Consider the following 26229-nt stretch of genomic DNA (forward strand, 5'->3'; position numbering starts at 1 on the left):
TGTTTCGTTAGATTTACACATAAGGTGGCTAACGAGGCCGTTTTAGCCTCGTCTAGCTTCTACTTCCATACTGCGAAGAATGTAATCTGTCATCCATGCGGTTGCCAATAAACACATCCATACGACAACAACTTGATGGGGCACTTCGACTTTTGACCATACTACCAAGGTTGCAAAGCCAACCGCTGGGACTGTCCAGTAGATGAGCTTGTTCCAGCGAAAACCTTTGAGGTCAGATAGGCTTTCGAGGGAGGCAATAATACCGGTGATGGAAAGAGCGACGACGATGGTATAAGCCTGATCGGTAAACCATAGGGGTAAGATGAGTGCCAATACCCACCAATTTTGCTTGCGAGAAGTGTTCTTGCGTCTCGCCGCCCACCAGATGACACAAATAGAGACCATTTGAACCAGAGTAATCAGTGGCGAGCCATCGAGTGTCCCAAGTATCTGACTGACCATGATTCCTGTTTGCAAGGCACTAACGATGGCGGCGGTAATGATTCTGACGTTGCGATTGCTGCGTTTTGAGAATGCGACGAAGAGCAGTGGGAACAACGTCCATTGTGTCACAGATAGAGAGATGGATTGATAAGGTAGCGTGAGTCCGTAACAGAACATTCCTGCAAGAAGTACAAGTCCACTGGCACCTTTACGAGGCAGTATCCATAGCGCTGGAATGACTAATGCGAGAACAGAGATATCGCCATCACTCACACCAATCGCTTTTGCGCAGGTGATGGCGAGTAAAGTGGTGATGACAAAATGCAAAGTAGAAAACATCAGAACCCTCTTATATTTAAGAAGTGAAATCCTTAGTCACAGAAACAGAGCTTTTCGTTTGAATGTGAAACGTAAACAAGGACCTAACCCGAAGGTTAGGTCCATAAAGTAGCGTTAGATCGAGAGTGCTGAGTAAAGCACACCAAGCGTACCAAGAGTGAAGATAAGCAGTACCGCTTTGCTCGACATCTCGCCGTTGTTCTCCGTCGCTTTACCAAACAGACCAAATACCAACGGATGCACTAAGAATGGTGTCGCGAAGATGAAGGTGATCATGCTTGCCGCACTATCGCCAAACATTCCACCTTGTGTTGCTGCGAACAAGCCGAAGTGAGACAGACCAGAAGCTGCTGCCATCGATGCGTGCTCAATAGGCATACCTGCGAAGTGTAGAATCGTGAAGCTGCCGAATACCGCAACAATTTGCCAGCCAAACGAGAACTGCATCAGACCTTTTACTTCAACTGCATGGTCACCATTTGCTTTGCGAAGGTTCTTGGTTGCAAGGTACACACAAGCCAATCCTGCAAGCACGAGAGGCAGTGTCCAACCAACAAGCAACGCGCCACGCTCTGCACTTGCCGCAAGGATAGTAAATACAAAGATATGACCAAGGAATGGAATGTTGATCATGATTGGAGCGCGCGCTGCTGCCGTGTAGCCGAAGTCACCCGCAGTACATGCGCCTGTTAAGCCAGAGTGAGATAAACCACCTGCCATACCTGGTGCTAGGTTACGAACGTGGTTCGCTTTCGCTAGGAAGATAAGGATAGTTAGGCCACCAAACATCCAGAACATTTGACCAGCAAAGCCATAAACGATAACGCTTTGTAGACCCGGAATGCTAAACGCTTCAAGCATGTGTGAACCACCAACCAAGAAAGTACCGGTTAGTAGAACTGGGATGCCTGCGAACAGTAGTGAGTTCAGTGTAGGACCCGCTTTCCAATGTGGAAGCAACATACCTAAGCCAGATGAAATGATCATAGCAAAGAAGATTTGCGGTAAACCAATCACACTAGCAACTAGGTGAGAGAGTCTTAGCGACAACATCATAATGATGACGATCGTCAGAACCTCGACCACACCCTTAAATAGGTAGGTACGCATCTTAGCGACTTCTTTTTTGCTATCGACGAAGATGATGGCAACGCCGATACACAGGTACGCCATCGCAAGGTAGGATTCACCCATTGGGTGAGAAGCACTACGACCTGTTAGCAACGCTGAAATCATCTCGATACCCATCAGCAACACAAACGCGCGAATGATGTAGACGAATTGAGTACTTGTGGTGCCAAAGAAAACTTCATTCTTTGCAGGAACAGCTAACACATCAACGTGACCTGTCTCCTTTGAAAGCAGACGACGGATTTCTTGTCCACCGACAAAGAACGTCGCGATCAAGGCAATGACGGTCGTTTGGCTTAAAAGCACGATAGCAGGGAACTCTTGAAGTCCCGGGGTAGCAAGACCTGTTTTTACAAACAAGGTACCCATAAGTAGACCAAGTACAACGATAACTAAAACAGCCGAGTACTTAGTATTAGCGACGATGGTTCTTGAAAGTAGAACCATGATGACAACAGCCACCATTGAAAACAATAAATGATTAAAAGAAATCAGATACGAAAAGTGTTCCATTAATTACACCAGATAAGTCTTTGAAAATGGCAGCACTAGCGAGCCATAAATTTATGGCGGCGATCCTATAAGAATTCTTTGGTGCCATGTACTTCAAAAATGTAACGGCTGAAACATTTAATCATACAAATGAATGTGAGCTCGGTTTTTATTGATTGTGATTATCTGTAATATTCTATGAAAGTTCTTAAAAAACATATGGTAAGCGAAGTTGGTAAATTTTCGTGTTTTTGGGGACTTCTGTTTTTTCGAGGTTTTTGCTCGATATAACGGTTGAATGCGAAGTCGAGTGCATAGCTTAGTTTGACGTCGATAGATTAGCATCTCACAATGAGGTAAAGCATTAATGTATGGAGAGCTATGAACTTTCTCGCCCACTTACACATCGCAGAGCATTGCAGTAGTAGCTTACTAGGTAACTTATTGGGAGACTTTGTCAAAGGTGACCCAACAAAGCACTATCAAGACGATATTGCCCAAGGCATCATGTTGCATCGATTTGTAGATTCATACACTGACAACCATCTCATAATGAAGCAGTGTAAAACCTTGTTCGACTCTGACTTAAAACGGTTCGCCCCGATTGCGATGGATATGTTTTGGGATCACTGCCTTGCAAAACACTGGTCTAGGTTTCATCACCAATCACTCACTCGGTTTGTTGATAATGCAGAACTGACCATTAAGCAGACTTCGGCACCTTTACCTGACCGTTTTGTGCGAATGAGCACACACATGTGGCAAGGGCGCTGGCTTGAGTCGTATCAAGAGTTCGATAACATTAAATTTGCGTTGGAGCGTATGTCCCTGCGTAGCATGCGCATGGCACCATTGGCAGAGTGTGGTGAACAGCTTGAAATGCACTATCAAGAATTTTCAGGTTTATTCAATCAGTTGTATCCTGAGGTACTAGAGAAGGCAAAACAGCAAACTCGCAAGTAGTTAAGCGAGAATAGCATTAACCTAGCGCTTGGTTTCTGTTACACTCGCGACCCTTTTGAATACTTCCTGTTGGCGACGTTATGACAGACAAGACTTTACTCGATACTGCCGGTGAGCAGTCCTCTTTTGATGCTTTTGCATTTAGCGATACGTTAAAGCAAAACCTTGTTGACCTAAACTACACGTCACCGACACCGATTCAGGAAAAAGCCATTCCCTTTGTATTGGACGGCAAAGACATACTTGCAGGTGCACAAACAGGCACGGGTAAGACCGCAGCGTTTGGATTGCCATTGATTCAGCAGTTGCTGGATGAGCCTAAAGCGCGAGAGCCAGAGAGTAAGGTAATCCGTTCATTGATACTCACGCCAACGCGTGAACTGGCTCAACAGGTTTTCGATAGCCTGATGCAGCTCACCAAATCAACCGATTTAAAAGTGGTTGTCGCGTATGGTGGCACTAGCATCGGTGTGCAGACTAAGAATCTTCGTGGTGGTGCCGACATTCTAGTGGCAACACCGGGTCGTCTCCTTGACCATCAGCACACTCGTAACTTGACGCTCGCCGAGTGTGAATACCTCGTACTAGACGAAGCTGACCGCATGTTAGACATGGGCTTTATGCCGGATCTTAACCGTATCCTCAAACGGCTACCAAAAGAGCGTCAAAACATGATGTTTTCGGCGACCTTTGAGCAGCGTATTAAAGCGCTTGCGCATCGTATTATGAATCAGCCAGTAGAGGTCCAAGTTACGCCAGCGAACTCGACGGCAGATACCGTAAAACAGATGGTTTACCCCGTTGATAAGAAGCGTAAGCACGAATTGCTTGCCTACTTGATTGGTTCTCGTAACTGGCAGCAGGTCCTTGTGTTCACTAAAACCAAGCAAGGCAGTGATGCACTTGCTAAAGAGCTCAAGTTAGACGGTATTAAAGCGGTGTCCATTAATGGCGATAAGAGCCAAGGAGCACGTCAAAAAGCGCTAGACGACTTTAAGTCGGGCGCAGTGAGAGCATTGATCGCGACCGATGTTGCAGCGCGTGGTTTGGATATCCAACAGCTAGAGCAAGTGGTGAACTACGACTTACCGTATAAAGCGGAAGACTACATTCACCGCATCGGTCGTACAGGACGCGCAGGGCAGGCAGGTCTTGCCGTTTCGCTGATGAGCCACGATGAGCAATACTTGTTAGAGGCGATAGAGCGTTTGCTCGACAATCGCTTACCTCAAGAATGGCTGGCAGGGTTTGAACCAAGCCCAGAATCAGAAATAGATCCTGATAGAGCACCACGCCGAAAAGGCCGAGGTGCAGATAAGCGCAAGATGAAGGCGAAACTAAAGATACACGCTAATCGCGGTAAGAAACGCTAAAAACACCAACTAAAAAAGACAAGCTGAGGCCTGTCTTTTTTAGTTTTTATAATCTGCCAACGGAATTTTTTGTCTCATACAATCAGTCTTTTAATGAGAATGACTATCACTTGTTAATTTATGGTTACAATTGTTAACTAGCCATTAAGGGGTAGTGCTGGTTAATATTTGTGCAACCAAGGAGGAGTGTATGAGACGATTTGAGAACATACTATTTGCTACCCAAGGTTTGCCGGGACACAGTGATGCACTGGCGCAGGCGATTATGCTGGCGGCCAACAATCGCGTTCCAGTTAAGGGGTTGATTGCCAGTCCCACCTTTCCAGATGATCTATCCGAATATCAACGTGCCTATGAGAGTTCGTTGCAAAACTCTCTTGATCAAAGCGTTACAAAAACTAAAAGCGACGTTGGTTTGTCCGACGATGATGTGCTTTTTCCGATTGAGGTTCAAAGTAGCGAGCAGCCTGCAGTTTGCATCATTAGACATGTTCTCAACAATCACAACGACCTAGTTATCAAAGAAGCGGAACCCATCACCGATGGTGGCGATGGCTTCAAGGCGATCGACATGACATTGTTGCGTAAATGTCCAAGCCCTGTGTGGCTTCATAGACCTACGTCCAAGCCAAAACAAAAACGGCGAGTCGCGGTTGCGATTGACCCTGTCGCTTCGACGCAGGAACAACATGCCTTAGCCCTGCGACTGTTAGAACTATCGCGTTCGATCGCGGACAGTTGCGACAGTAGGCTTCATGTTATTTCGTGCTGGCAACACTACATGGAAAACTATATCGACAGAAATACCTGGATCAAGATTGAGCATGAAGATGTGGCGAAAGAAGTTGAAGAAGAGAGAGTTCGACATGAAGAAGCGCTTCAAGCTTTGATTGATGAATCGAGAATAAAAGGGAGTACCGTGGTCCACCATCTGCATGGTAAAGCGGACGATCAGATTCCAAAATGTGTAAGAGAGCGTGATGTAGACGTATTAGTAATGGGAACCGTCGCTCGAACGGGCATATCAGGATTTGTGATCGGCAATACAGCGGAGAATGTACTTCAATCGATTCACTGCTCGTTGGTCGCGCTCAAACCACAAGGCTTCAAAACACCAATATCAAGTTGAAACAAACCAAACAGAACTGACAACCATAGGGAGAACGGAGTTAATCAAACGTAATGACACTGACTTGGCAACACAATTTTGTGAGTAATCACAGGAGGATATCATGAAGCACTACTGTCCACATTGTAATACTGAACTGATAGAACGCCACCAAACACACGTTTGCCCACGACATGATATTGGCGAATGTACCTATAATGCGCTAGAGCTGTTGGAGCAGCAAAACGAAGGGGTGAAAACCTTGATTGCTCATCATCCAGACACGCTTGCCTCCCGACCTACCGACAGAGTCTTCTGACCTCATCTTCATCAGTTAATTGCTGACTGCAACATACTGATAACCAGTGCACCGAGATTGTTAGTGAGCCCCCGAGCTCACTAACCCTATCAATCTATACATGGAGCCAGTGTAGCCAGATGATGAGTAATGGAATCAATCGAGTCTATGTAACAGAGCCCAATGTAAGGGATAAGCCGCTTTGGATTTTTGCAGTCCTACCAGCTGGGATTCTCCTTGCCCTAAGTTATTGGTATCAGCCATCAGGATTGAGCTGGACAGTAGAGTGGGTGCCTAGCTTAGGGATCGATCTTAGCTTTAGGCTCACTGGTTTATCTTATCTGTTCGCGGCAATGATCTCTGGTGTCGGCGTAATGGTTCAGCTTTATGCTTATGCCTACTTAAAAGGGGCAAAAGATCGTTGGTTGTTCCACAGCTATCTAACGCTGTTTATGCTCGCCATGTTAGGTGTTGTGGTGAGTGACAACGTCCTTCTGTTGTTCGTATTTTGGGAGCTGACCACACTTACTTCCTATCTGCTTATCGGTTTTAACCATGAAAAGGAGCAATCGAGAAAAAATGCACTGCAATCGCTGATCGTTACTGGTGCTGGTGGGCTTGCTTTGCTTGCGGGACTCATCCTATTGGGGCAAGCCGCAGGCAGTTTTCAACTTAGTGTGATCATCTCTGAGCAAGCTGTGATAGCACAAGCTCCGATCTACCACGCCTCGATGGTTTTGGTCATGCTCGGCGCATTAACGAAATCTGCTCAGTTTCCATTTCATTTCTGGCTGCCAAATGCGATGGCAGCACCCACGCCAGTCAGTGCCTATTTGCATTCGTCGACCATGGTGAAAGCGGGCGTATTCTTGTTAGCTTTATTGTCTCCGGTCTACTCGGAATCAGACGTTTGGTTTTATACCTTAACAACAGTGGGTGGGTTTACCGCTTTATGGTGCGCGCTGCTGGCAGTAAGGCAAACGGACCTCAAACTGATGCTCGCATACAGTACCAATGTCGTGTTGGGCATGCTGGTGCTGCTACTGGGTATTGGTAGCGAACTCGCGTTGGTATCAGCATTTCTGTTGATTATTGCTCATGCTTTTTATAAAGCAGCACTGTTTATGGTCGTGGGTAACATAGATAAAGCGACGGGGACACGAGACATTCGGCTGCTTCGCGGTTTGAAAAGTGTGCTGGTTATATCGTTAATTGCTGCTGCTATTGCTGCATTATCAAAATCTGGTATCCCACCCTTTATGGGGTTCTTGAGCAAGGAGTACATGTACAAGGCGCTACTTGAGGTCAACACATGGATTTTGCTGGTGCTGCTTGTTGTCAACGCACTTATGGTGTCGCTAGCAATGTCACTTATTTTCAAACCGTTTCTTTCTTCAAAACCTCACGGTTCTCAAGAAAAGAGAGCGGCAGTAGCAAAGCCGGTAGAGACGAGTTTCATGCTCTGGATACCGCCAGCTTTACTGGCACTGGGTAGCATCGCTTTACCTGTTTTGGCTCTTGGTTGGCTTAATAGCAATATTGTGGCCCCTGGCGTGCAAACCGTCTCACCCGATCTTCTAGTCGGCGACGTTAAATTATGGCAAGGCATAAATCTTCCTCTGATCCTCAGTGGGTTTACTTTGGGCTTAGGCGTCTTGTTTTACAAATTATCAGGTCGCGCACAAACATGGTGGGATAGGGGGGGCGTAACAACACCTTTAGCTGACCCTGTGTTCCATCGATTCATGGCATCATTGGTCGGTGTCGCTAAATGGCAAACCAATTTGCTTCAACACAAAAAGCTTGGTGGCTACGTGCTCACCTCATTTGCAGTCCTCGCGATCTTGCTGTTCAGTCATATCTCGTTGGGGAATGTTAATTGGTCGTCTAGTCTTGCTGAACTTCGCTATTTCGAGGTCGTCATTGCTGCGATCATGATTGCCTCTGCACTGCTTTGTATTGTTTCGACTTCTCGTCTTTTAGCGGTCGCGTCATTAGGTGTGATTGGCTTTATGACGACATTGGTTTTTATGCTCTACAGCGCGCCGGATGTCGCCAAAACTCTCTTATTGGTAGAGACGCTGCTGGTGGTCTTCGTTGCACTTTTAATGCGCCATTTACCGTTGTTCTCAACCGTTCCTAAACATCCACGTCGACGTCGAGCACTGCACGCAGTCGTCGCTATTTTCATTGGCGTTGCAGTCACTATGTTGCTAATTACGATCACCTCCCAGCCTATAGATACGAGCTTATCGCAGTTCTTTGCAGAGCAAAGCGTGCCTGGCGGTCATGGTCGCAATATTGTGAATGTGATTTTGGTAGATTTTCGTGCCTTCGACACCTTTGGCGAGGTAGTGGTTGTTGTTATCGCGGGGCTATCAGCCGCAAGTCTAGTCAACTCAAGCGTTCATAAAAAGAACAAGATCAATTCGCTCATTTTCGCCACCACAGCGCACATTGTCGCAGCGCTTATGCTGGTGTTCTCACTCTATCTGTTGCTGAGAGGTCACAACACACCGGGAGGCGGCTTCATTGGCGCACTTATCGCCGTCATTGGTCTGTCTCTACTTATGTTTGCCGAATCGCCAAGTTACGTAAGGGAGCGATTGTATTACTCACCGTTTGGCATCGCGATGGTGGGGATTGCAGTGAGTGCTTTGTCAGGCGTAATGAGTTTGTTGGTGGGTCTGCCGTACCTCACGGGTTTGTGGTGGAAAGAAGTCGTGCCCCTTGGAACGCCGCTGCTATTTGATGTCGGTATTTACCTGTCGATTATCGGTGGAGTGATGGGGATGCTGCTAAAAGTGAATGAGGAGCTCGACTGATGGAAATATTATGGAGTGGGGTGATGGGTATCTTTGTCGCAGCCGGTATCTACTTGATGTTGGAGCGTCACTATCTTCGAGTTATCTTCGGATTAATACTACTTAGCAGTGCCGTTAACCTAGCAATATTTACTAGCGGTCGATTAACTTTCGGCGTGGCGCCGCTTATCGACGCAAATGACGTATTGCCGCCAGAGGGCTACGCAAACCCATTACCACAAGCCTTAGTTCTGACTGCGATCGTGATTGGATTTGGTTTACTGGTGTTTGCCTTGTTACTGTTTTACCGCTCTTATCAGGAGTCAGGGAGTGCAGATGTTGAGCAACTAACTCGCTCTGAGGAGGATTCATGACAGAGCTAGGTTTGACGTTACCCGTTGTCATATCACTGCTGACATCGATACTGACATTCTTTGCTCGACGCCATTTGCGCGTTTTGGACTATGTTAGCGGCATCAGCGTCAGCGTCACGTTTTGTATCGCGTTAGCCTTGCTAGTTGGTGTGCTTAATGGTGGTCCTCAAGCCGTGGCATTCGGGCAATGGGCAGCACCTTTTGGAATCGTGTTTGTAGCTGATTTGCTCAGTGCCGCCATGGTTTTAGTGACAGCAATAATAGGGGCCGTCTGTGTCTTCTACGCGATGGCCGATCTTAGAGATAAACCTTCATACGGCATGTACCACGTGCTGATACATGTTTTGCTCGCGGGGGTGTATGGCGCTTTCCTCACCGGAGATATCTTCAACCTCTATGTGTGGTTTGAGGTGATGCTAATAGCCTCATTTGGTCTGATGGTTCTGGATGCTGGAAAAGTTCAGGTCGATGGGGCAGTCAAGTATGTGGTGCTTAATCTGGTCTCTACACTGGTCTTCTTGCTGGCGATAGGTTTACTGTACGGTGCGACTGGCACGCTCAATCTGGCAGATTTGCACACCAAAGCCCAAACAATACCAACAGAAACCAAAGCTCTGCTCTCAGTGTTGTTCTTGTTCGCATTTGCCATTAAGTCGGCATTGTTTCCGCTCTTTTCATGGTTACCTGCGTCATACCATACTTTGCCGAATGCAGTGGTTGCCTTGTTTGCGGGCTTGCTGACTAAAGTAGGGGTGTACGCGCTTATTCGACTGTTTACTTTGGTATTTCCACTGGCGGAGAGTGGATGGCAACCGCTACTCATATGGGTAGCTGGTTTAACCATGTTAACAGGCGTATTGGGGGCTGCCGCTCAGTTTGATATTAAGCGCATCTTATCGTTTCATATCATCAGTCAGATCGGCTACATGATCATGGGGTTAGCTATCTACACGCCGTTAGCACTAGCGGGGGCGATTTTCTATATTGTTCATCACATCATAGTGAAAGCCAACCTGTTCTTGATTGGTGGATTTGTCGAGCGTCGATATGGCTCCAGTCACCTGTCCAAGCTTGGTGGCGTTTATAAGTCCATGCCTTTACTGGCCTTCTTGTTCGTTATTCCAGCCTTCTCATTAGCGGGTTTTCCACCCTTATCTGGTTTCTGGGGCAAGTTTTTGGTTATCAAAGACAGCCTTCATACGGAACACTACATGCTCGCTGTAACTGCTTTAGTGGTGGGACTGTTGACCATTTTCTCGATGACCAAGATTTGGAGTGAAGCGTTTTGGAAGCCTCAACCTGAGGAGACGAGATCGGTGGCTTTGCCCAAGGCTGTTCAACTCTTGTATTACACCCCCATCGTTATCTTAACAACAACCAGTTTAGTGATTGGCTTCGCCGCAGAGCCGTTTTTTCAATTCGCCATGGGGGCTGCAAACCAGCTTTTAGTACCCAGTGCCTACGTAGATGCCGTGTTAGGAGGCCGATTATGAGTTACTTCTTGCTTAACTTGTTTCTTGCTTTCGCTTGGATGCTAATTAATGGCAGCTACAGCAGCGGTAACTTTGTTATTGGATTTATTGTCGGTTTCTTTGCTTTGCGCCTTAGTCAGCCTTTTGGGTTAAAAACGAGTTACTTCAAACGCTTTACGGCGACGCTATCCCTCTTTGTTTATTTTATCTACGAGATGATAGTGTCAGTTGCTCGAGTGATGTGGGATGTCATTACGCCAACTCACCTAAGTGACCCTGATATTGTTTATGTCCCACTGGATGCCAAGAGTGATGTGGAAATAACCTTACTTGCAAATATGGTTTCATTAACTCCAGGTAGTCTTTGCCTCGATGTTACGGAGGACAAGAAGCATCTTGTGGTTCACGCGATGTTTGCACCTGAGCATGAAGAGGTGATCCAAAGCATTAAACAAGGAATGGAGAGAAGAATATTGGAGGTGACCCGTGGGTGAGTTCGTTCAAATGAGTATCCAGTTTGCCTATGTGGGATTGTTAGTGAGCTTGGTGCTGTCTTTCGTGAGGCTTGCTAAGGGGCCAACGTTGGCAGATCGAGTCGTTGCCTTGGACCTTATGGCGTTCATTACTATTGGATTCATTGCCATAGTGACCCTCGATACGATGCAAACGTCGCTACTTGATATTGCGATTACTTTAGGATTGGTCGCTTTTTTGGGCACAATCGCGTTTGCTCGTTTAATTGTTAAAGACAAACAAGCAGGAGGGTCGTAATGCAAGTGGTTGTCGCGCTACTATTAATATTCGGAACTCTGTTAGTTCTGGTCGCGAGTATTGGCGTTCTGCGCATGCCCGATCTCTATACGCGTATGCATGCTGCAACGAAAGCAGGTACTGTTGGGCTTGCTGCCATACTCTTCTCTGTTGCCTTGTCTATTCATGATCTGACAGTGCTATCACGGGTGATAGGCACTATGGTGTTTATCGTCCTAACTGCACCCGTCGCAGCCCACTTGTTGGGTAAAAGTATGCAAGCCCGCGGCTATAAGATTTGGCGCAATCGCTCAGATGATGCACCGTCGGTAGAACAAGAGACTAGCGAGAAAGGTGTGAGCTAGCCTCTTATTGAATGGCTCTTAATTGCTTGCACCTTCTGAAGAGTGTGTTAGCTCCAGTAACGCATCAAATCTAGGATTACCATGTAAGCCTTCCAAATCTGGTTCGGTGTTGATCAGCTCACGAATCGAGGGACTTGCTTCAATAGCAAGTTCTAAATCTTCAATAGCTTGTTCTTCCACCCCAAGACGAGAGAATGCGCAAGCACGTTGATACAGTGCAGGGCCGTTTGTAGTATCCAGTTCTAATACTCGATTACATAAGCTCAGTGCCCAGTGATATTCCCTAATTTCCATAGCTGCATCCGCTTTATAGGTGAGTGCTTCGAGGTCACCGGGGCGAATCGTTAAGATTTCATCGTAGACATCGATACGCTGCTCAGCGGTTGGCATACTTTGAGCTCTTAACCAAAGATTGTGGATTTCATTGATTCGCTCGATTTCTTTGTTGTTCTCACTGATGATCCTTGTCTTTCTCTTCAGATCTCGCTCCAACGCACTAAATTTCTTTTCATATTCACTCGCAATAGCGTCTAGCCTTTTATCTGCCATCTCTTTCGTGTTGTTCTTAAATTCACGCAACGATTGCCATCCAACAAACGCAATTAAAGAAGCCACACCGGCAATGATGTAGAAGAAGTAGGTGACGGTGACATTCGCGTAGTTCAATGACTTATCAGCCACTGCTAGTTCTCGGTCAGTAATTTGAACTACCAGTCTTTTCTCAAGCTCTTGTTGGTCTTGTCTTAGCGATTTGAGCTCATCAAGTATGTATCGCTCCATCAGGGGGCGATCGAGCAATTCAGAATCAGAGTATTTTGTGGATTGTGCCAGAGCCGGCCCTTGCCATAGGAGCGTTAGCATTATTGTTATCAAGAGTAATCTCATCTCTTCTTCCCGGTTTTGTGTTTAGTTAGTTTTACTATAGTCAGACGTTGCGCGTTTAGTAGGACGATCAATTGGCCTAATATAAAGCGTGTAGTTAGCTGTATGGGTCGCTAACTTAAACTCTATCAACTAGGCTTCATGATATTTGATAGCTTCGACCAATGTAATTTAAAGAATCAGCTTATCAGACGGCCTATAATCTCTCAGGGTGAATCATGAAGCCTAGTTTTAACTTTGAAGATGTGAGTCAACTACTTGTTGGCGCGTTTGCCCTTGGTATGCCGATTTCTTTTTCAGAAGAAGCCTGGCACCTAGGGGTAACGCTCCCCGCAATCAATTTGCTAATGATTGTGCTGTTGTCGGTTTGTTTTGTTACTTTGTACACCTATGAAGCTGTGTTTCAACGCAACATTGTCGAGCGTAAGCTGGCTTTTGTGTCTCGTGTGTTTTGGGCTTATGCGCTTACCATGGTTGTTGTTGCGTTGATACTAATATGCCTTGATAAGTTACCGTTATTGGATGATCCTGTCGTTGCTTTTAAACGAGTCTTGTTGATTTCAATGCCCGCTTCGATGGGGGCGATAGTCGTGGATAGTTTTGATAAGGAATAGTGATTTTGATCATCACGTATTCTGTTATTTTCAACGGCTAGGTCAGTCGATGTAATGCGAAAACACGTCATGGGGCTTACTTTAAGTCGCTCATTTCTAATAGAATTAAACTCAACTTCCGTTTTTTATAAAGTGCACTCTCGTCATGATTAGATATGTAGTATTGCTTTGCGCGCAGATACTTTATTGGGCCCCCATGTCAGCTTTTAGTGGAAGCTTGGCATGTCCAACGTCCAACGATGCCTCGAAGCAGCAATATGAAAGATCAGTGAGTTTTTCCAACCTAACGGATTGGGGACGGCACTTCTCTTATGCACACTCCGCAACACTCGTTCCCGAACCGCATAACGAGGAACACACCGTATTGCGAGTAGAAGTTCGAGAAAATGATGTATTTGCTACAAGAACGGGTGATGCCTACCGGGCTGAAGTCTATGAGCGCTATAAAGCACCATTTAATACGGAAATGCGTTATCGATTTAGAACGCTCATCTCCGAGGAATGGGAGTTTGACGACGTGCGGGCTCTTATCGCCCAATGGCATGCTACGCCGGATTTACACTTGGGAGAGATAAGTCGAAGCCCTAACTTAGGTATAGAGCTACGGAATGATCGCTTTTTAATTCGAGGGCAAACCAGTGACCTCCCTGTGAATTTGCACAACAAAGAGGGTATGACTCGAGTTCGCCATTATTTAAGTGAACCAATTGAAAAAGATCGTTGGTATCAATTTGATATTAAGGTGATGTGGACGCCAAGCTCTGAGGGCTATCTGCAAGTCCAAATAGATGACACTATAGTTGTGGATTATCAGGGTCCAACTAGCTATCTTGACTGTGTGGGACCTTATTTTAAGGCGGGCGTTTACCGAGATTATTCACCACATACTTTCGTTGTTTATTTTGATGATTACTCTCGAAGTGAAATGTAACTCAAAATAAGGAGAATTACGGTGTTCATAATCGGCTTGGACATTTCTCAGTTTTTAAGTTAATCGTGCGAAAAATCAAATAGTTTGATGTAACATGCAGTCTGTTCGAGATTACATCTAACAAGGAGTTTTAACATGGATGTATTTGATGTTCTTCATCAGCACCGCTCAATTCGTGAGTACCACGATGACCCTATCGCACCAGAATTACTTGATGAAATCTTGCAAGCAGGCGTGAGAGCTTCCTCGTCAGGAAACATGCAGTCGTACTCAATCATCGTTACCCAAGACAAGGCACGTCGTGAGGCTTTATTTGAACCTCATATGAAGCAGAACATGGTGGTTGATGCACCCGTATTGCTGACTTTCTGTGCTGATTTTAGAAGAATGCGTAAGTGGTTAAAGCAAAGCGAAGCGCCTTTAAACTTTGATAACTTTATGAGTTTTATGATCGCTGCGATTGATGCGACTTTGGTATCGCAAAACGTAGCAGTTGCTGCTGAGGCGAAGGGACTAGGTCTATGTTACATGGGTTCAACCCTAGCAAACTGTGACCAGATTGGTGAGATTCTAGAACTCCCAGAAGGTGTTGTACCCGTTGTCGGCTACTCAATTGGTTATCCCGCCGAAAACCCTGAGATCCGCGACCGTCTACCGATGGATGGGTTAATACATCATGAGGTTTATCAAGATCATGATGACGATACGATTCAATCAATCTACCACGACAGAGAAACCGCAGGATGGGCTCGTTACATGTCTTATCCTGAGCTTAAAAAGATGATCGAGGACTCTGATGTGGAGAACCTTGCGCAGGTTTATACCAAGCTTAAGTACACGCGAAAATCGCATGTAACCTTCTCAAATAACGTACTTAACTACCTCGAAAAGCAAGGCTTCATGAATCACGAACCGTCTTAAGTAAAAAATGGAAGTCTTAGGACTTCCATTTTTGGTTGAGCTTGTATTTGATTCTATTTGCTAATTCTACCCAGTAGTGCCCAAAGCAAAGCCAATACGACGCTGGCATATATCATCGCCAAACCAATCGAGAGCAGAACTAAGACACATAAGATAAGAGACAATATTGCGAGTTTCTTTCGCCAGCCACTAAGCAGTCTCACCGCACTCCACATTGCGAAAAGGTATATCACCACAAAAATTCCATTGGCGAGCGTTAAAAAGATATTGATGTCGATACCAGACAAATAGCCAAATACGCATGACACAGTAAGTGTGGCTCCAACCATTAATGTGGCAATAGTAGGAACACCTTTCACGGACACTCGAGCAACTGAACTCTCTGGACGATACTCTCGAGCCAGCGACCAGATCATACGAGCCAGGCTTTGGGTGTAGAGGTTTATAGTTGCAAAGCATGCTAAAAAGCCAACGATACTGATAATCCAAGTGGCTTGAGGACCAAATAATTTGTCGGCAATGAAGGGGACTGAGGTGGTGTTTAAAGTTTGAGTACCGTATGCGTGATGCTCTAAGACCACAGCTGAGAAAACGTAATAAACAGCGCCAGCGAGAAGGCACCCGACCAAAATGGCGATAGGGTAATCACGTTCAGGTCTTTTGAACTCTTCGCCCATATGAGCAAACGCTTCGATTCCTACGAAGCACCAAAACATAACTGCGATAGCTTGAGCAATAGAACCGATATCAGCATTTGACGAGGCAGTCGGAGCAAAGTTTGTCGCGTGCACATCACTGCTCCACACAAAACTCGCCACTAATACAATAATGCCCACCGCTATGAGGGTTTGAAGTCGACTTGATGATTTGCTGCCTGAAAAGTTCACCGCCATGAGCAGGGCGACCACAAATAGCTGTGCGGATAGTGGGTGAGACATAAAGCTTGGCAAGAATTGCTGTGCAAAGCCACCAGCAATTGCAATGGCAGCGGGAACACCGACGGGTATGACGCTAATAAATAGCAGGGCAATGGCTTTTTCTAGTCGCGGACCGAATGCTTGGCGCACAAAGTACGATGCTCCTCCCGCGTTAGGGTAGCGCTTTCCAAGCGATGCGAACGTAATTGCAATCGGGCAGATGGCAAGTAATAGAGCAAACCAAGCCCAAAGGATTTGCTCGCCGGCAATACTGGCGGCAATAGCGGGTACCATGAATAAGCCAGTACCAAGGAGAGTGGTAGACATCTGGCCAATGCCACCGAGTAGAGTAATTTCTTGTTTAAGCTGTGACATCGCGTTACATCGGTCGTACTGTGTAAAGCTGTCTAGCTTAGTATTTAGACGTTAAATTAACAACTTATCTATAAAGATAACCTAGTCGAGAAAGTGTAGAGTTCGCGATTTATTGCTCAGAGTAAAACGCCGCGACATCCTTAAGATCTTCATCTGATAAGTTTTGCAGTTGAGCTTTCATCAGTGCAGCCATGGGGCCTGAACGCTCGTCGTTGATATAGGCTCTCATCGCGTTATATAAGTAAAGTGGATCTTGTCCGTTAAGGTCTGGGTAGCTCGGCTGGCTGGTGGGACCGTTCGGGTTATGGCAAAACACGCAACTGGGTGACTTAACCTTTCCAAGTTCAGCATCACCAAAGTTGCTGGCGAGTGCAGTGCCCGAGAATAAAATCGATAGTACGGAGACAGCAGGAAGGAAATTCATATCAATACTCAAAAAAAACATAACCTAGGCAATAAGATAAACCTTACCCCTAGGTTAAGCTCAACTCTATTTTAAGTGTGGTGTGACTTGAGTTACACCAGCGTCTTTAGCTTCTCAAGCAAGACATCAATATCGTTGCTGGAAACATCTTTATGAGTCACAAAGCGAACTGGGTTGCTTGGTGAGATCGTAATGCCATCTTGAGCGAGCTGTTCGGCAATGCGGTTGATATCGACACTTTCATCGAGCTTAGCGAAAACGATATTGGTTTGGACAAAATCGGCGTTAACGCTAAATCCAGCAACAGCGTTAAGTCCCTCGGCCAGTTTCTTCGCGTTCGCGTGGTCAGTCGCAAGTTGAGCCACTTGCTCGGTAAGAGCCAGCTTACCTGCTGCGGCTAAAATACCGGCTTGACGCATACCGCCACCAACCATCTTACGTAAACGACGAGCGCGTTCGATAAAGGATTTTGAGCCTAGAAGTAGGGAGCCAATCGGAGCAGATAAGCCTTTCGATAGGCAGATAGTCATTGAGTCGAAATGCTTGGCAATTTCAATGACATCTACATCAAGAGCGACTGCTGCGTTGTATACTCGAGCACCATCGAGGTGGAGGCTCAATCCGTGTTCATCAACGAACTGCCTTGCTTCCGCCAAGTAGGAGAGAGGGAGCACCTTTCCGTTGATTGTGTTCTCTAGGCTTAGCAGCTTGGTGCGAGCAAAATGGCTGTCATCAGGCTTAATCGCAGCTTTCAGTTTACCAAAATCAAGCGTGCCATCTGGGTTGTTTTCGATAGGTTGCGGCTGGATAGAACCTAAGACCGCCGCACCACCTGCTTCGTATTTGTAGTTGTGCGCTTGTTGACCACATAAGTACTCATCACCGCGCTGACAATGCGCCATCAAGCCCAAAAGGTTGGCTTGTGTGCCTGATGTAGTAAACATGGCAGCTTCAAAACCATGTCGCTCTGCTGCCCACGCCTCTAGCTCATTAACCGTTGGGTCATCACCGTAAACATCATCGCCCACAGGAGCGTTTGCCATTGCTTCGCGCATAGCTTGGGTTGGTTTGGTGACCGTATCTGAGCGAAAATCCATTGAATATCTCCTAAATGTATCCGCATAGCGCTGCCTTGCTAAGACAAGCTATGGTTTTGGCGTCGGTGATTTTACCGTCGATAATATATTGTTGTAGTTGTGTGTGTGACATTGTCACAACTTCGATGACCTCATCGTCGTCACACGAATATTCATCGCTAGGCGATAAGGACTTTGCGATAAACAGGTGTTGAATCTCATCGCAAAAACCCGCCAATGGGGTTACCTGACCGAGCGAAATCATCTCACCAGCGGCGAAACCGGTTTCTTCAATCAACTCCCGAGACGCGCATTGCGTGGGATCCTCATTTGGCTCCATTGTGCCTGCAGGCAGTTCTAACAACCATTTCTTTAGCGATGGGCGAAATTGATTGAGTAGTAGGATTTCACCATTGTCGTTGATTGGCAGAATTACGGCAGCGCCAGGATGCTTGATGGTGGTATGTGTCACTGATTGATCATTCGGTAGGGTGACTTCTTCTTCGATGAGAGAAATAGATTTCCATTGATGAATGGTTTTGTAGGTCATAAATCATCCGTGACTGCGATGTTGAAGCGATAATATCACCACACAAAGCATCAAATGTCGATGATTAGTCTGCAGTGATAAAAGTGTTGATTGCCTTCCGAAAATGGAAACAGTGTTTTCTGCACTATTTTGACATCGAGAGATTAGGTATATCAAAGGCTTCAGGTGTATTTCATAAAAAGGTAGCGACAGCGTGTTAGGGGCAGATGGGCTAAATTTAGCATTGATGGTAGCGGAATCAGGCATGATTGACTCCGCAGTACGAGAAATCATGCAGCACACTGATCTTATGGCGCTTGGCAATGAGGACAGCGTTAAGCAGAGCCTCACCGCATCTATGGCCAAGTGGTCGAAGAGCGTTAAGCGCAAGCTAGTCAAAACTCAAGATGAAGACTCGATTCAAATTGAGTTAAACCTGTATCAACAAGCGGTATATATGACTGAGTCTGAGTTTGACGACAACCTCAGTACTCTCGTTGCACAGTTACCTGAAGACTCGCTGTTTATCGAAAAATCGCAAAAATTGATTGCTTCGAAGCAAAGTTACCCTAGCTCTCTATTTGCAAGACAGTTTTGTCGTCAGTGGTATGAGAGCTTAACCACAGCCGTTCAGTCTAAACAGCAAGATACCCTTGATGAGCAGAAATCACGTTTTCTAAAACAGTTGTACCAGCGCATAGACACGCTCAAGGATATGGAGAATCTTAATCAGACGGGCGAAAACGCGAAGCTTGGTCGTTTATGGGATCTAGCAGGTGCCGAGCTTACTAAGCAAGATTGGAAATCCATAGAGCGCACCGCAGAATATCTATCTAAGCACAGCGAACTAAACTCAATAGCAGACAAGCTAGGTCGTATGGCTGATGAAGTCGATGCGCCTGAGCTAAATAGAGTTGAGACGCATGATGATGTGGTGGTTGAAGAAAAGTCTGATTTTGCCACAGACGACATTGTTGGTATCCACACCAGTAACGATATCAATAAACTGCTACCAAACGAGACCATGTATCTTGCCTATCCAGAGCTAGAAACCGTGTTCTACCAGCACCTTGTCGAGAAGCGCTTGTTGACCTACAAAGCCGAAGGAAAACAGCGAACGATTCGCCAGCTTCATAACCCATCGCAATCACATGGAGAAGCGATAAAGGAAAAAGGTCCCATGGTTGTCGCGGTGGACGTTTCGGGCTCTATGCAGGGTGCACCTGAAAAATCGGCGAAGGCTATGGCTTACGCGCTGATGAAAATGGCAGCAGAGCAGTCTCGCGAGTGCCATGTAATTCTCTTCTCATCGACCTTTATTTCCTATGACTTATCTGGATCAAAAGGACTAAAAGAGGCGTGTGATTTTCTCTCTTACACATTCAAAGGTGGTACCGATCTCAGTAAGGTCCTAGATTATGCGGTGGATGTGATGAAGGGTGAACATTACAAAAACGCTGACCTCTTGGTGATTTCCGATTTTATTGCGCCAAAACAGGAAGAAAATATCATTGAAAAAGTGATGTCGTTGAAAGGAAGCTATAACCGATTTCATTCATTGTGCTTATCAAAGTACGGTAACCCAGAGGTATTATCGCTATTCGACACCCAGTGGCGATATCATCCGAGCTTAGTTGGTAAAATTGTCAAGAAACCAACTGCGGGCTTTCAAAGAGCTCGACAAGTTTTTTCTCATACTTTTGGCTAATATAAACGGCGTATATCGCCGTTTTTTTAGCAAAATTCTAATTAAATCAACTTGATAATTTTGCGTTGATGCGCATGCTTAAAATACGCAGGATTGAAAGATCTTGTAACATAATGATAACAAATGTATAAAATTAATTATGCATTCCAATTTTGTGCACAGAGGTATTGGCATGATTAAGCCCACAGTTGTCTCACACGCCGACAAAGCGTTGCTATCAGAACGAATTACAAAACTTGCCTCAGCACTTTCCGACGGAGTGTATGAGCGTGAAGAGACCATCAAGCTATGTCTTTTAGCTGCGCTTGCTGGAGAGAGTGTTTTCCTATTGGGTCCTCCAGGTATCGCCAAAAGCTTAATTGCGAAGCGTCTAATTCAAGCATTTGATAACAGTAGCTATTTTGAGTACCTAATGACTCGTTTCTCGACGCCTGAAGAGGTGTTTGGTCCATTGAGTATTCAAGAGTTAAAAGATAATGGACGCTACCTGCGTCTTACCGATGGCTATCTGCCTACCGCCCAAGTTGTGTTTCTCGACGAGATCTGGAAAGCAGGTCCAGCGATTCTAAATACGCTATTGACCGTTGTTAATGAAAAGACTTTTAAAAATGGTAGCGATATCGAGAAGGTGCCCATGCGTCTACTCGTGTCTGCATCGAATGAACTGCCAGATGAAGATAGCGGTCTAGAAGCACTATACGATCGTATGCTTGTACGCATTTTTGTTAACCGTATTCAAAACAAGCAGAACTTCAAGTCAATGTTGACGGTCGGCACTTCAGAGGAAGCGAAGATCCCTGAGGGGCTCGCAATTACTGATGCTGAATACCATCAATGGCAGCGAGAGCTAAACGATGTCGCGCTCAGTGATGACGTATTTGAGAAACTCTATCAATTAAAAACCATGCTAGAAGCGTCTGCGGACGAGCATAGGGCAACACTTTCTGAGGCGGATTTGTATGTCTCTGATAGACGTTGGAAGAAGGCCGTCAAGCTTCTCAAAGCAAGTGCTTTCTTTAATGGTCGTGACAGCGTTAACCCGCTGGATCTTCTGTTACTTCAAGACTGTTTATGGAACAGCCCTGAGTCATTAGAGATTGTACGAACGGTGATTAAAGACTTCGCCTTAAATCATGCCTTTGATCAGCAAGAAGTGTTTCAACAGATCGAAGAGGGCAAAGAGCAGCTTGAAGAAATCCAAGAGGAGATCGAGGCTGAGTTTGCTATGCCACTATCAATGGAAACCACAACAGGGTTGCTTCGCAAAGATGTTTATCAGTACGACATCAGTAACGCTAAATCTTACAAAGTAGGACCTGCTACAGACTTGGTGAAGCTGGTCCTGCTGCAGAGCAATATGTCGGTATCTGAAAGTGAAAAAGGCGACAGTCGTTGGGTCTATATCGCAAAAGATGAACTCAGCCGCGCTATCAAAGAGGGGGGCAGTGAGGTTTATGGTTATGTAAACCAAAATACCCACTTATGCCGTTTAAGACTCGATATCAATGCCTCTAGTCATCTGGTTGTTAAAGACATCGCGAATCGTTCAGTCCTGACGACCTTAGTGACTACCAATGGTATTGACGAGAGCATGCTTCAAGAGTGGGTGACTAAATCCGATCAAGTTCTTACTCAGTTAAAACATGCCGAGCATCACCTTCGCTCGGTACGTTCAAAATTCCACGGTGCTCTGCCACACGGCTTCATTCAACCAGACATACCAACAGAAATGGAAGTCAGTCTGCAAACAGTGACTCAAACATTAGAGTCGACAACAGCAGAAGCCGAAAAAGCAGTGGCAAGAATAAAAGGACTACAAACCTTTTTTGCTTGATGAAGCGACACTTTGATAAGAGACAAACAAGATTGAGAGCGGGCTGTGTAATACGCAAAACCATGTAAAGGTGAGAAACGGAGACAAGAATGCTCGGAGCAGATGGATTAAACCTCGCATTAATGGTGGCAGAATCAGGCTTAATTGATTCGGCAGTCAACGATTTGATGGCGCGCTCTCAGGTTTTGGCGATCAGCGAAAACCGTGGCATGCGAAGCTCGGTGAAGAATCATCTGCTCAAATGGCGTGGCTCGGTGAAAAAGCGCATGACGCGCGTGTGTGAAACGGAGCGCTTCCAACAAGAACTCGCGCTATACCAAGAAGTGATTCATTGGGACGAAGTGACTTTCTTTGAACGAATCCCTGGCGTGGTGAAAAAGCTGGAATGGCACTCTGCTTTCTACCTACAAGCTCGTCGTTTGCTCGAGAAAAACAAGTCCGTTCATAATCCTATGTTCCCGCGCTATTTTTGCGATCTTTGGTACAAGAGTCTAGCTGATGCTATTAAGCAAGCGGAAGTGTCAGAACTAGAAGCGAGCAAGGAGAAATTTCTGGCAGATCTCTATCAGCGCATGGAAACCATCAAAGATATGGATACGGTTACTCAGCAAGGTGATGAAGCGACGATGGGGCGCTTGTGGGACATGGCCGCTGCGAAACTGACCAAGACAGACCTTAAAACCATGCACAGCCACGCAGAGTTTTTGAAAAAGAACGATGCACTTAAACAAATAGCGGCGCAGTTGGGACGTATGGCGAGCGAGCAAGACGACCCTGAGTTAAACAAAGCCCAAGCTGACAATGTTGAAATGGTCGAGGAGCAGAGCGACGAAGCGACCGACGATATTGTCGGTATTCATGAATCTGACGACTTAAACAAACTCCTTCCTAACGAAACCATGTTCCTGGCATACCCTGAGCTTGAGGTTGTCTTTTACAAGCATCTTGCCGACAAACGCCTTATGAATTACAAAACGCAGGGTAAGGCTCGAACGCTGAAGAAAGTTCGTACCAGTGCTCCAGATAATAGTAAGGTGGATATCGAGAAGGGACCGTTTATCGTATGTATCGATGCATCGGGCTCGATGAGTGGATTCCCAGAGCAGTGTGCGAAGGCGATGGCGTATGCATTGATGCAGATAGCGCTAGCGGAAGAGCGCGAATGCTATGTGATTCTATTCTCGACGACTCACATTACGTATGAGCTAACCAAACAGGATGGCTTGCGAGAAGCGGCAGACTTCCTAAGTTATTCATTCCATGGCGGCACTGATCTTGAGCCGGTACTCAATAAATCGATTGATCTCATGCAATCGGATACCTACAAGAACGCTGACATGGTGGTCATTTCGGATTTTATTGCACCAGAGCAAACGCAAGAGATGATTGACAAAGTTGCCGATCTTAAAGCGCGCAAGAATCGTTTTCATGCGATTAATTTGTCCAAATATGGTAACCCATCATTGATGAGTATGTTTGATCACTGCTGGTCCTATCATCCGACGCTAGTAGGGCGTTTGATGAAAAAATGGTAATGCGTGAACGTATCTTTAATTGAAGGCGGATATGTTCAATCGTTGTGCAGTGCTGACGCATTTACACTCACCTTGGTTGGAAAGTCAGCGAACAAACTTTTTTTTCGAGTTTTTGTTTGACTAATTTTCTCATATCCGTAAAGTATGCCTCGAACACGGCGAGAGAGCTTCTCTAACGTGTTGAAAAGAAAGGCGCCTTGGCAGAGTGGCTATGCAGCGGATTGCAAATCCGTGGACCTCGGTTCGACTCCGGGAGGCGCCTCCATTATTCAGAAGCCCCGACATTACGTCGGGGCTTCGTCGTTTCTGGCTCAGAATTCTTGGTTAATCGGGTCTTACGTGTCTTGCGAGTATCCGTTTAGACTCCTGCTTTACGTCCAAACGTCGCTTAAAGCCCCAAAGCCTCTCACGTGCTGCTTTTCCTGATTCTTTTAGATTGATGATTGGAGCAAGATAAGGGCTGCCTTCTGATAGTTGGTACATCTGCGCTTCAAGGCTAGTCAGCTTCCATGGCTCAAATAGCAGCGGAGGAGGAACCGACGCGAGTTCAGGTATCCAAAGATGAATGAAGTGTCCGTTGGGGTCATGTTCAATGGCTTGCTTGGTGGGGTTGTAGATTCGAATCGTGTTAGTGCCAGTCACGCCCGCTTGCATTTGAAATTGCGGGTAATGAATACCAGGTTCGAAGTCTAGAAACAGCTGTGCTAGGTGTTTCACTCCATGCTCCCAGTGAATGTTCAAATGATGAGTTAAAAAGCTGACCAGCATGGCGCGCATTCTAAAGTTGATGTATCCAGTTGCCTGCAGGCAGCGCATACAGGCATCCACCAGTGGATAACCAGTATTCCCAGATTTCCACGCATCAAGCATATTGAGGTCGTTTTCGTACTCCAGGTGTTTGTAAGCGCGATTAACTGGTCTAAATTCCATTTCCGCTTCGGACTCAAACTTTTGAATAAAGTGGCAATGCCAATGCAGGCGTGATGAGAGTGCCACTAGGCTACGTCTGAACCCCTTCACATTCCAGTGAGCAAGCAGGGCTTGGTAAACTTCTCTAAGAGAAATGTTGCCCCATGCTAGATAAGGGGACAGGCGGGTGCAGGCACTTCGACTCTCTAGCGGTTTGGATATTTGATAGTAATAATGTCGTCCCCGCTCTTGGAAAAAACTTTCGAGTGTCTGCCAAGCTAAAGTCGTTCCACCGGTCTGCATTCCTTTTTGTTTTGTTTTCCAAGATTCTGGAGTGTGCTGTTCCTCATCGAAATCGAGTAATTCTAGTGGAACGAACGAGCCGTGCTTGAGGTCCGTTGATTCTATCGGTGCTCTCATTACTGACTTCCAATGAGTGTCCCAGTCGATTCTGTCGCGTGCACCTCGAACCACTGCACCATAAGGGCTTTCATGCCAGTTAATATTTGCGTCCTGAAACCACTGTGTAAGTTCTCTGTCTCTTGCAAACGAAACCTCAAGCCCTATTTCTTGGTATGAAAAGACGTTTTCGATGCCAAACTTAGTATCGAGCATTCTAAACGCCTTTACTGCTGAACTAAAAAGGATCAGAACTTTCGTATTGCAGCCTTTGAGTTGCTGATTCATGTCATCCAGTGATTGCCACACGAATCGCCAATGTCTGTCGTCATAGTGACCATCGTTAAGGAGTTCAGGCTCAAAAAGATAGAGCAGTAGCGTAGGGGCGTCATTCTTTAATGCTAAGTTCAATGGTTGATGGTCTGTAAGTCGCAAATCTCTTTTAAACCAAACAACATTAATGTTTTTCATACAATTTCCTCGTTACTTAACGTGTTACGAGAGGCGCACTCATTAGTTCAGTTGACTGAGATTGAGAGTAAGAGCACAGCAGCGTATCTTAGCCAATCAGATTGATTGCAAATCAACCAGAGCGGGCATAATCTAGCATTAGTAGCTAATGCATGGAGGTGCTTATGGCAGAAGTATTAATAGTACTGATTATCTTCGGCGCAATTTTTGGAAGAGGGTTGTTGCGCTCTTTTTACAGTCATCGAGAGAAAATGCGTGCAATTGAGCTCCATAATTCTTCTGCGGATACAAAACGTGAAAATAGTGAGCTTTTAGAGAAAGTGGACAAGCTTTCAGAACGTGTCGAAGTGTTGGAGAAAATTATCACCGACGAGAAATATCAGCTAGACCGCAAGATTGCCAATCTCTAGTTTGCTGTAATTTTCGGCGAATTGTTCGTGCTTCATACCGCAAAGTTCGCTATTTAATCACTTGATTCATAAAGTGAAAAATACCTGTTGACGGAAATCCTGAATCCGCTAAAGTACACCTCGTTCTCACGGGGAAGCCCGTTAGAAACAGAATTGAAAAGATGGTGTTTATACAATCTAAACGGCATCACAAAGAAATTTGTGTGCCCTGGTGGTGGAATTGGTAGACACAAGGGATTTAAAATCCCTCGACGTTCGCGTTGTGCCGGTTCAAGTCCGGCCCGGGGCACCATCATTTATGAGATTTAGCATCCCGCTCGGAGTGCCGGCCGATATGTCGGACCATCAATTCCGGCCCGGGGCACCATCTCTCATTTTACT

At 45.8% G+C, this 26229-nt stretch carries 25 protein-coding genes and 2 tRNA genes; 19 read left to right on the top strand and 8 right to left on the bottom strand.

The features are described 5' to 3' along the window. Positions 1 to 42: 42 nt before the first annotated feature. Together LY387_RS23640 and LY387_RS23645 are read right to left on the bottom strand one after the other, a co-directional pair. Complete coding sequence (locus LY387_RS23640; RefSeq protein WP_234497840.1) at positions 43 to 786, bottom strand: hypothetical protein; 744 nt, start codon at positions 784 to 786, stop codon at positions 43 to 45. Positions 787 to 897: 111 nt separating this feature from the next. After that, positions 898 to 2427, bottom strand: a complete 1530-nt coding sequence (locus LY387_RS23645; protein WP_042470296.1) for a hypothetical protein — start codon at positions 2425 to 2427, stop codon at positions 898 to 900. A gap of 360 nt (positions 2428 to 2787) precedes the next feature. Here LY387_RS23645 and LY387_RS23650 point away from each other — a divergent pair, with 360 nt between their 5' ends. The 10 genes from LY387_RS23650 (at position 2788) to mnhG (ending at position 11913) form a co-directional block, all read left to right on the top strand. Then, on the top strand, positions 2788 to 3369 hold the full coding sequence (locus LY387_RS23650) for an ACP phosphodiesterase (protein ID WP_234496615.1): 582 nt from the start codon (positions 2788 to 2790) through the stop codon (positions 3367 to 3369). Between the two features lie 80 nt (positions 3370 to 3449). Next, positions 3450 to 4742, top strand: a complete 1293-nt coding sequence (locus LY387_RS23655) for a DEAD/DEAH box helicase (protein WP_234496616.1) — start codon at positions 3450 to 3452, stop codon at positions 4740 to 4742. A gap of 190 nt (positions 4743 to 4932) precedes the next feature. Further along, positions 4933 to 5871, top strand: coding sequence for a universal stress protein (locus LY387_RS23660; RefSeq protein WP_234496617.1), 939 nt, complete (start codon positions 4933 to 4935; stop codon positions 5869 to 5871). 103 nt (positions 5872 to 5974) lie between these two features. After that, positions 5975 to 6169 carry a hypothetical protein gene (locus tag LY387_RS23665; RefSeq protein ID WP_234496618.1) on the top strand — a complete coding sequence of 65 codons (195 nt, stop codon included), beginning with the start codon at positions 5975 to 5977 and terminating at the stop codon, positions 6167 to 6169. Positions 6170 to 6291: 122 nt separating this feature from the next. After that, complete coding sequence (gene mbhE / locus LY387_RS23670; protein ID WP_419153474.1) at positions 6292 to 8973, top strand: hydrogen gas-evolving membrane-bound hydrogenase subunit E; 2682 nt, start codon at positions 6292 to 6294, stop codon at positions 8971 to 8973. Further along, complete coding sequence (locus tag LY387_RS23675; protein ID WP_234496620.1) at positions 8973 to 9326, top strand: Na+/H+ antiporter subunit C; 354 nt, start codon at positions 8973 to 8975, stop codon at positions 9324 to 9326. The genes mbhE and LY387_RS23675 overlap by 1 nt, the downstream gene beginning before the upstream one ends. Beyond that, on the top strand, positions 9323 to 10819 hold the full coding sequence (locus tag LY387_RS23680) for a proton-conducting transporter membrane subunit (protein WP_234496621.1): 1497 nt from the start codon (positions 9323 to 9325) through the stop codon (positions 10817 to 10819). The genes LY387_RS23675 and LY387_RS23680 overlap by 4 nt, the downstream gene beginning before the upstream one ends. After that, positions 10816 to 11292 carry a Na+/H+ antiporter subunit E gene (locus LY387_RS23685; RefSeq protein WP_234496622.1) on the top strand — a complete coding sequence of 159 codons (477 nt, stop codon included), beginning with the start codon at positions 10816 to 10818 and terminating at the stop codon, positions 11290 to 11292. Before LY387_RS23680 ends, LY387_RS23685 begins: the two co-directional genes overlap by 4 nt. A 10-nt stretch (positions 11293 to 11302) precedes the next feature. Next, complete coding sequence (locus tag LY387_RS23690) at positions 11303 to 11569, top strand: monovalent cation/H+ antiporter complex subunit F (protein ID WP_419153475.1); 267 nt, start codon at positions 11303 to 11305, stop codon at positions 11567 to 11569. Continuing rightward, positions 11569 to 11913 (top strand): monovalent cation/H(+) antiporter subunit G, encoded by a 345-nt coding sequence (mnhG, locus tag LY387_RS23695; protein ID WP_234496624.1) that lies wholly within the window; start codon positions 11569 to 11571, stop codon positions 11911 to 11913. The genes LY387_RS23690 and mnhG overlap by 1 nt, the downstream gene beginning before the upstream one ends. Before the next feature lie 18 nt (positions 11914 to 11931). Here mnhG and LY387_RS23700 read toward each other — a convergent pair whose 3' ends face one another. Further along, positions 11932 to 12798, bottom strand: a complete 867-nt coding sequence (locus tag LY387_RS23700; protein ID WP_234496625.1) for a TPR end-of-group domain-containing protein — start codon at positions 12796 to 12798, stop codon at positions 11932 to 11934. Between the two features lie 215 nt (positions 12799 to 13013). Here LY387_RS23700 and LY387_RS23705 point away from each other — a divergent pair, with 215 nt between their 5' ends. The 3 genes from LY387_RS23705 (at position 13014) to LY387_RS23715 (ending at position 15261) form a co-directional block, all read left to right on the top strand. Further along, entirely contained in the window at positions 13014 to 13409 is a 396-nt protein-coding gene (locus LY387_RS23705) for a DUF2391 family protein (RefSeq protein ID WP_234496626.1), read from the top strand. Positions 13410 to 13605: 196 nt separating this feature from the next. Then, complete coding sequence (locus LY387_RS23710) at positions 13606 to 14340, top strand: polysaccharide lyase (RefSeq protein ID WP_234496627.1); 735 nt, start codon at positions 13606 to 13608, stop codon at positions 14338 to 14340. A gap of 135 nt (positions 14341 to 14475) precedes the next feature. Next, complete coding sequence (locus tag LY387_RS23715) at positions 14476 to 15261, top strand: nitroreductase family protein (RefSeq protein ID WP_234496628.1); 786 nt, start codon at positions 14476 to 14478, stop codon at positions 15259 to 15261. Between the two features lie 53 nt (positions 15262 to 15314). Here the strand turns inward: LY387_RS23715 and yjeH are convergent, their stop codons facing one another. From yjeH to LY387_RS23735, 4 genes are all read right to left on the bottom strand, one after another. Next, a complete protein-coding gene (gene yjeH, locus LY387_RS23720) occupies positions 15315 to 16553 on the bottom strand; it encodes an L-methionine/branched-chain amino acid transporter (protein WP_234496629.1) in 1239 nt (412 codons plus the stop codon). Positions 16554 to 16662: 109 nt separating this feature from the next. Further along, complete coding sequence (locus LY387_RS23725) at positions 16663 to 16977, bottom strand: c-type cytochrome (RefSeq protein WP_234496630.1); 315 nt, start codon at positions 16975 to 16977, stop codon at positions 16663 to 16665. 92 nt (positions 16978 to 17069) lie between these two features. Next, a complete protein-coding gene (ltaE, locus tag LY387_RS23730) occupies positions 17070 to 18074 on the bottom strand; it encodes a low-specificity L-threonine aldolase (RefSeq protein WP_234496631.1) in 1005 nt (334 codons plus the stop codon). Between the two features lie 10 nt (positions 18075 to 18084). Next, positions 18085 to 18603 (bottom strand): NUDIX hydrolase, encoded by a 519-nt coding sequence (locus LY387_RS23735; RefSeq protein ID WP_234496632.1) that lies wholly within the window; start codon positions 18601 to 18603, stop codon positions 18085 to 18087. Positions 18604 to 18847: 244 nt separating this feature from the next. On the opposite strand from LY387_RS23735, the gene LY387_RS23740 reads away from it, so the two are divergent. From LY387_RS23740 to LY387_RS23755, 4 genes are all read left to right on the top strand, one after another. Continuing rightward, entirely contained in the window at positions 18848 to 20290 is a 1443-nt protein-coding gene (locus tag LY387_RS23740; RefSeq protein WP_234496633.1) for a VWA domain-containing protein, read from the top strand. Positions 20291 to 20462: 172 nt separating this feature from the next. Next, positions 20463 to 22124, top strand: a complete 1662-nt coding sequence (locus LY387_RS23745) for an ATPase RavA domain-containing protein (RefSeq protein ID WP_234496634.1) — start codon at positions 20463 to 20465, stop codon at positions 22122 to 22124. An 89-nt stretch (positions 22125 to 22213) separates the two neighbouring features. Then, complete coding sequence (gene viaA / locus LY387_RS23750) at positions 22214 to 23659, top strand: ATPase RavA stimulator ViaA (protein ID WP_234496635.1); 1446 nt, start codon at positions 22214 to 22216, stop codon at positions 23657 to 23659. Positions 23660 to 23850: 191 nt separating this feature from the next. Beyond that, a tRNA-Cys gene (locus LY387_RS23755) sits at positions 23851 to 23924 on the top strand. Positions 23925 to 23983: 59 nt separating this feature from the next. Here LY387_RS23755 and LY387_RS23760 read toward each other — a convergent pair. Next, on the bottom strand, positions 23984 to 25438 hold the full coding sequence (locus tag LY387_RS23760; RefSeq protein WP_234496636.1) for a cryptochrome/deoxyribodipyrimidine photo-lyase family protein: 1455 nt from the start codon (positions 25436 to 25438) through the stop codon (positions 23984 to 23986). A 164-nt stretch (positions 25439 to 25602) separates the two neighbouring features. On the opposite strand from LY387_RS23760, the gene LY387_RS23765 reads away from it, so the two are divergent. Both LY387_RS23765 and LY387_RS23770 read left to right on the top strand, forming a co-directional pair. Continuing rightward, positions 25603 to 25848 carry a nitrite reductase gene (locus tag LY387_RS23765; protein ID WP_234496637.1) on the top strand — a complete coding sequence of 82 codons (246 nt, stop codon included), beginning with the start codon at positions 25603 to 25605 and terminating at the stop codon, positions 25846 to 25848. 205 nt (positions 25849 to 26053) lie between these two features. Next, a tRNA-Leu gene (locus LY387_RS23770) sits at positions 26054 to 26140 on the top strand. Positions 26141 to 26229: the final 89 nt, after the last annotated feature.

The organism is Vibrio maritimus (assembly GCF_021441885.1).
Taxonomy (GTDB): Bacteria; Pseudomonadota; Gammaproteobacteria; order Enterobacterales; family Vibrionaceae; genus Vibrio; species Vibrio maritimus_B.

Coding starts and splice junctions, on each gene's coding strand:
- mnhG (WP_234496624.1), top strand. CDS start 11,569: ATGCAAGTGGTTGTCGCGCTACTATTAATATTCGGAACTCTGTTAGTT.
- LY387_RS23655 (WP_234496616.1), top strand. CDS start 3,450: ATGACAGACAAGACTTTACTCGATACTGCCGGTGAGCAGTCCTCTTTT.
- LY387_RS23645 (WP_042470296.1), bottom strand. CDS start 2,427: ATGGAACACTTTTCGTATCTGATTTCTTTTAATCATTTATTGTTTTCA.
- ltaE (WP_234496631.1), bottom strand. CDS start 18,074: ATGGATTTTCGCTCAGATACGGTCACCAAACCAACCCAAGCTATGCGC.
- yjeH (WP_234496629.1), bottom strand. CDS start 16,553: ATGTCACAGCTTAAACAAGAAATTACTCTACTCGGTGGCATTGGCCAG.
- LY387_RS23650 (WP_234496615.1), top strand. CDS start 2,788: ATGAACTTTCTCGCCCACTTACACATCGCAGAGCATTGCAGTAGTAGC.
- LY387_RS23715 (WP_234496628.1), top strand. CDS start 14,476: ATGGATGTATTTGATGTTCTTCATCAGCACCGCTCAATTCGTGAGTAC.
- LY387_RS23660 (WP_234496617.1), top strand. CDS start 4,933: ATGAGACGATTTGAGAACATACTATTTGCTACCCAAGGTTTGCCGGGA.
- LY387_RS23725 (WP_234496630.1), bottom strand. CDS start 16,977: ATGAATTTCCTTCCTGCTGTCTCCGTACTATCGATTTTATTCTCGGGC.
- LY387_RS23675 (WP_234496620.1), top strand. CDS start 8,973: ATGGAAATATTATGGAGTGGGGTGATGGGTATCTTTGTCGCAGCCGGT.
- LY387_RS23740 (WP_234496633.1), top strand. CDS start 18,848: ATGATTGACTCCGCAGTACGAGAAATCATGCAGCACACTGATCTTATG.
- viaA (WP_234496635.1), top strand. CDS start 22,214: ATGCTCGGAGCAGATGGATTAAACCTCGCATTAATGGTGGCAGAATCA.
- LY387_RS23685 (WP_234496622.1), top strand. CDS start 10,816: ATGAGTTACTTCTTGCTTAACTTGTTTCTTGCTTTCGCTTGGATGCTA.
- LY387_RS23745 (WP_234496634.1), top strand. CDS start 20,463: ATGATTAAGCCCACAGTTGTCTCACACGCCGACAAAGCGTTGCTATCA.
- LY387_RS23735 (WP_234496632.1), bottom strand. CDS start 18,603: ATGACCTACAAAACCATTCATCAATGGAAATCTATTTCTCTCATCGAA.
- LY387_RS23680 (WP_234496621.1), top strand. CDS start 9,323: ATGACAGAGCTAGGTTTGACGTTACCCGTTGTCATATCACTGCTGACA.
- LY387_RS23700 (WP_234496625.1), bottom strand. CDS start 12,798: ATGAGATTACTCTTGATAACAATAATGCTAACGCTCCTATGGCAAGGG.
- mbhE (WP_419153474.1), top strand. CDS start 6,292: ATGAGTAATGGAATCAATCGAGTCTATGTAACAGAGCCCAATGTAAGG.
- LY387_RS23765 (WP_234496637.1), top strand. CDS start 25,603: ATGGCAGAAGTATTAATAGTACTGATTATCTTCGGCGCAATTTTTGGA.
- LY387_RS23710 (WP_234496627.1), top strand. CDS start 13,606: ATGTCAGCTTTTAGTGGAAGCTTGGCATGTCCAACGTCCAACGATGCC.
- LY387_RS23760 (WP_234496636.1), bottom strand. CDS start 25,438: ATGAAAAACATTAATGTTGTTTGGTTTAAAAGAGATTTGCGACTTACA.
- LY387_RS23690 (WP_419153475.1), top strand. CDS start 11,303: ATGAGTATCCAGTTTGCCTATGTGGGATTGTTAGTGAGCTTGGTGCTG.
- LY387_RS23705 (WP_234496626.1), top strand. CDS start 13,014: ATGAAGCCTAGTTTTAACTTTGAAGATGTGAGTCAACTACTTGTTGGC.
- LY387_RS23665 (WP_234496618.1), top strand. CDS start 5,975: ATGAAGCACTACTGTCCACATTGTAATACTGAACTGATAGAACGCCAC.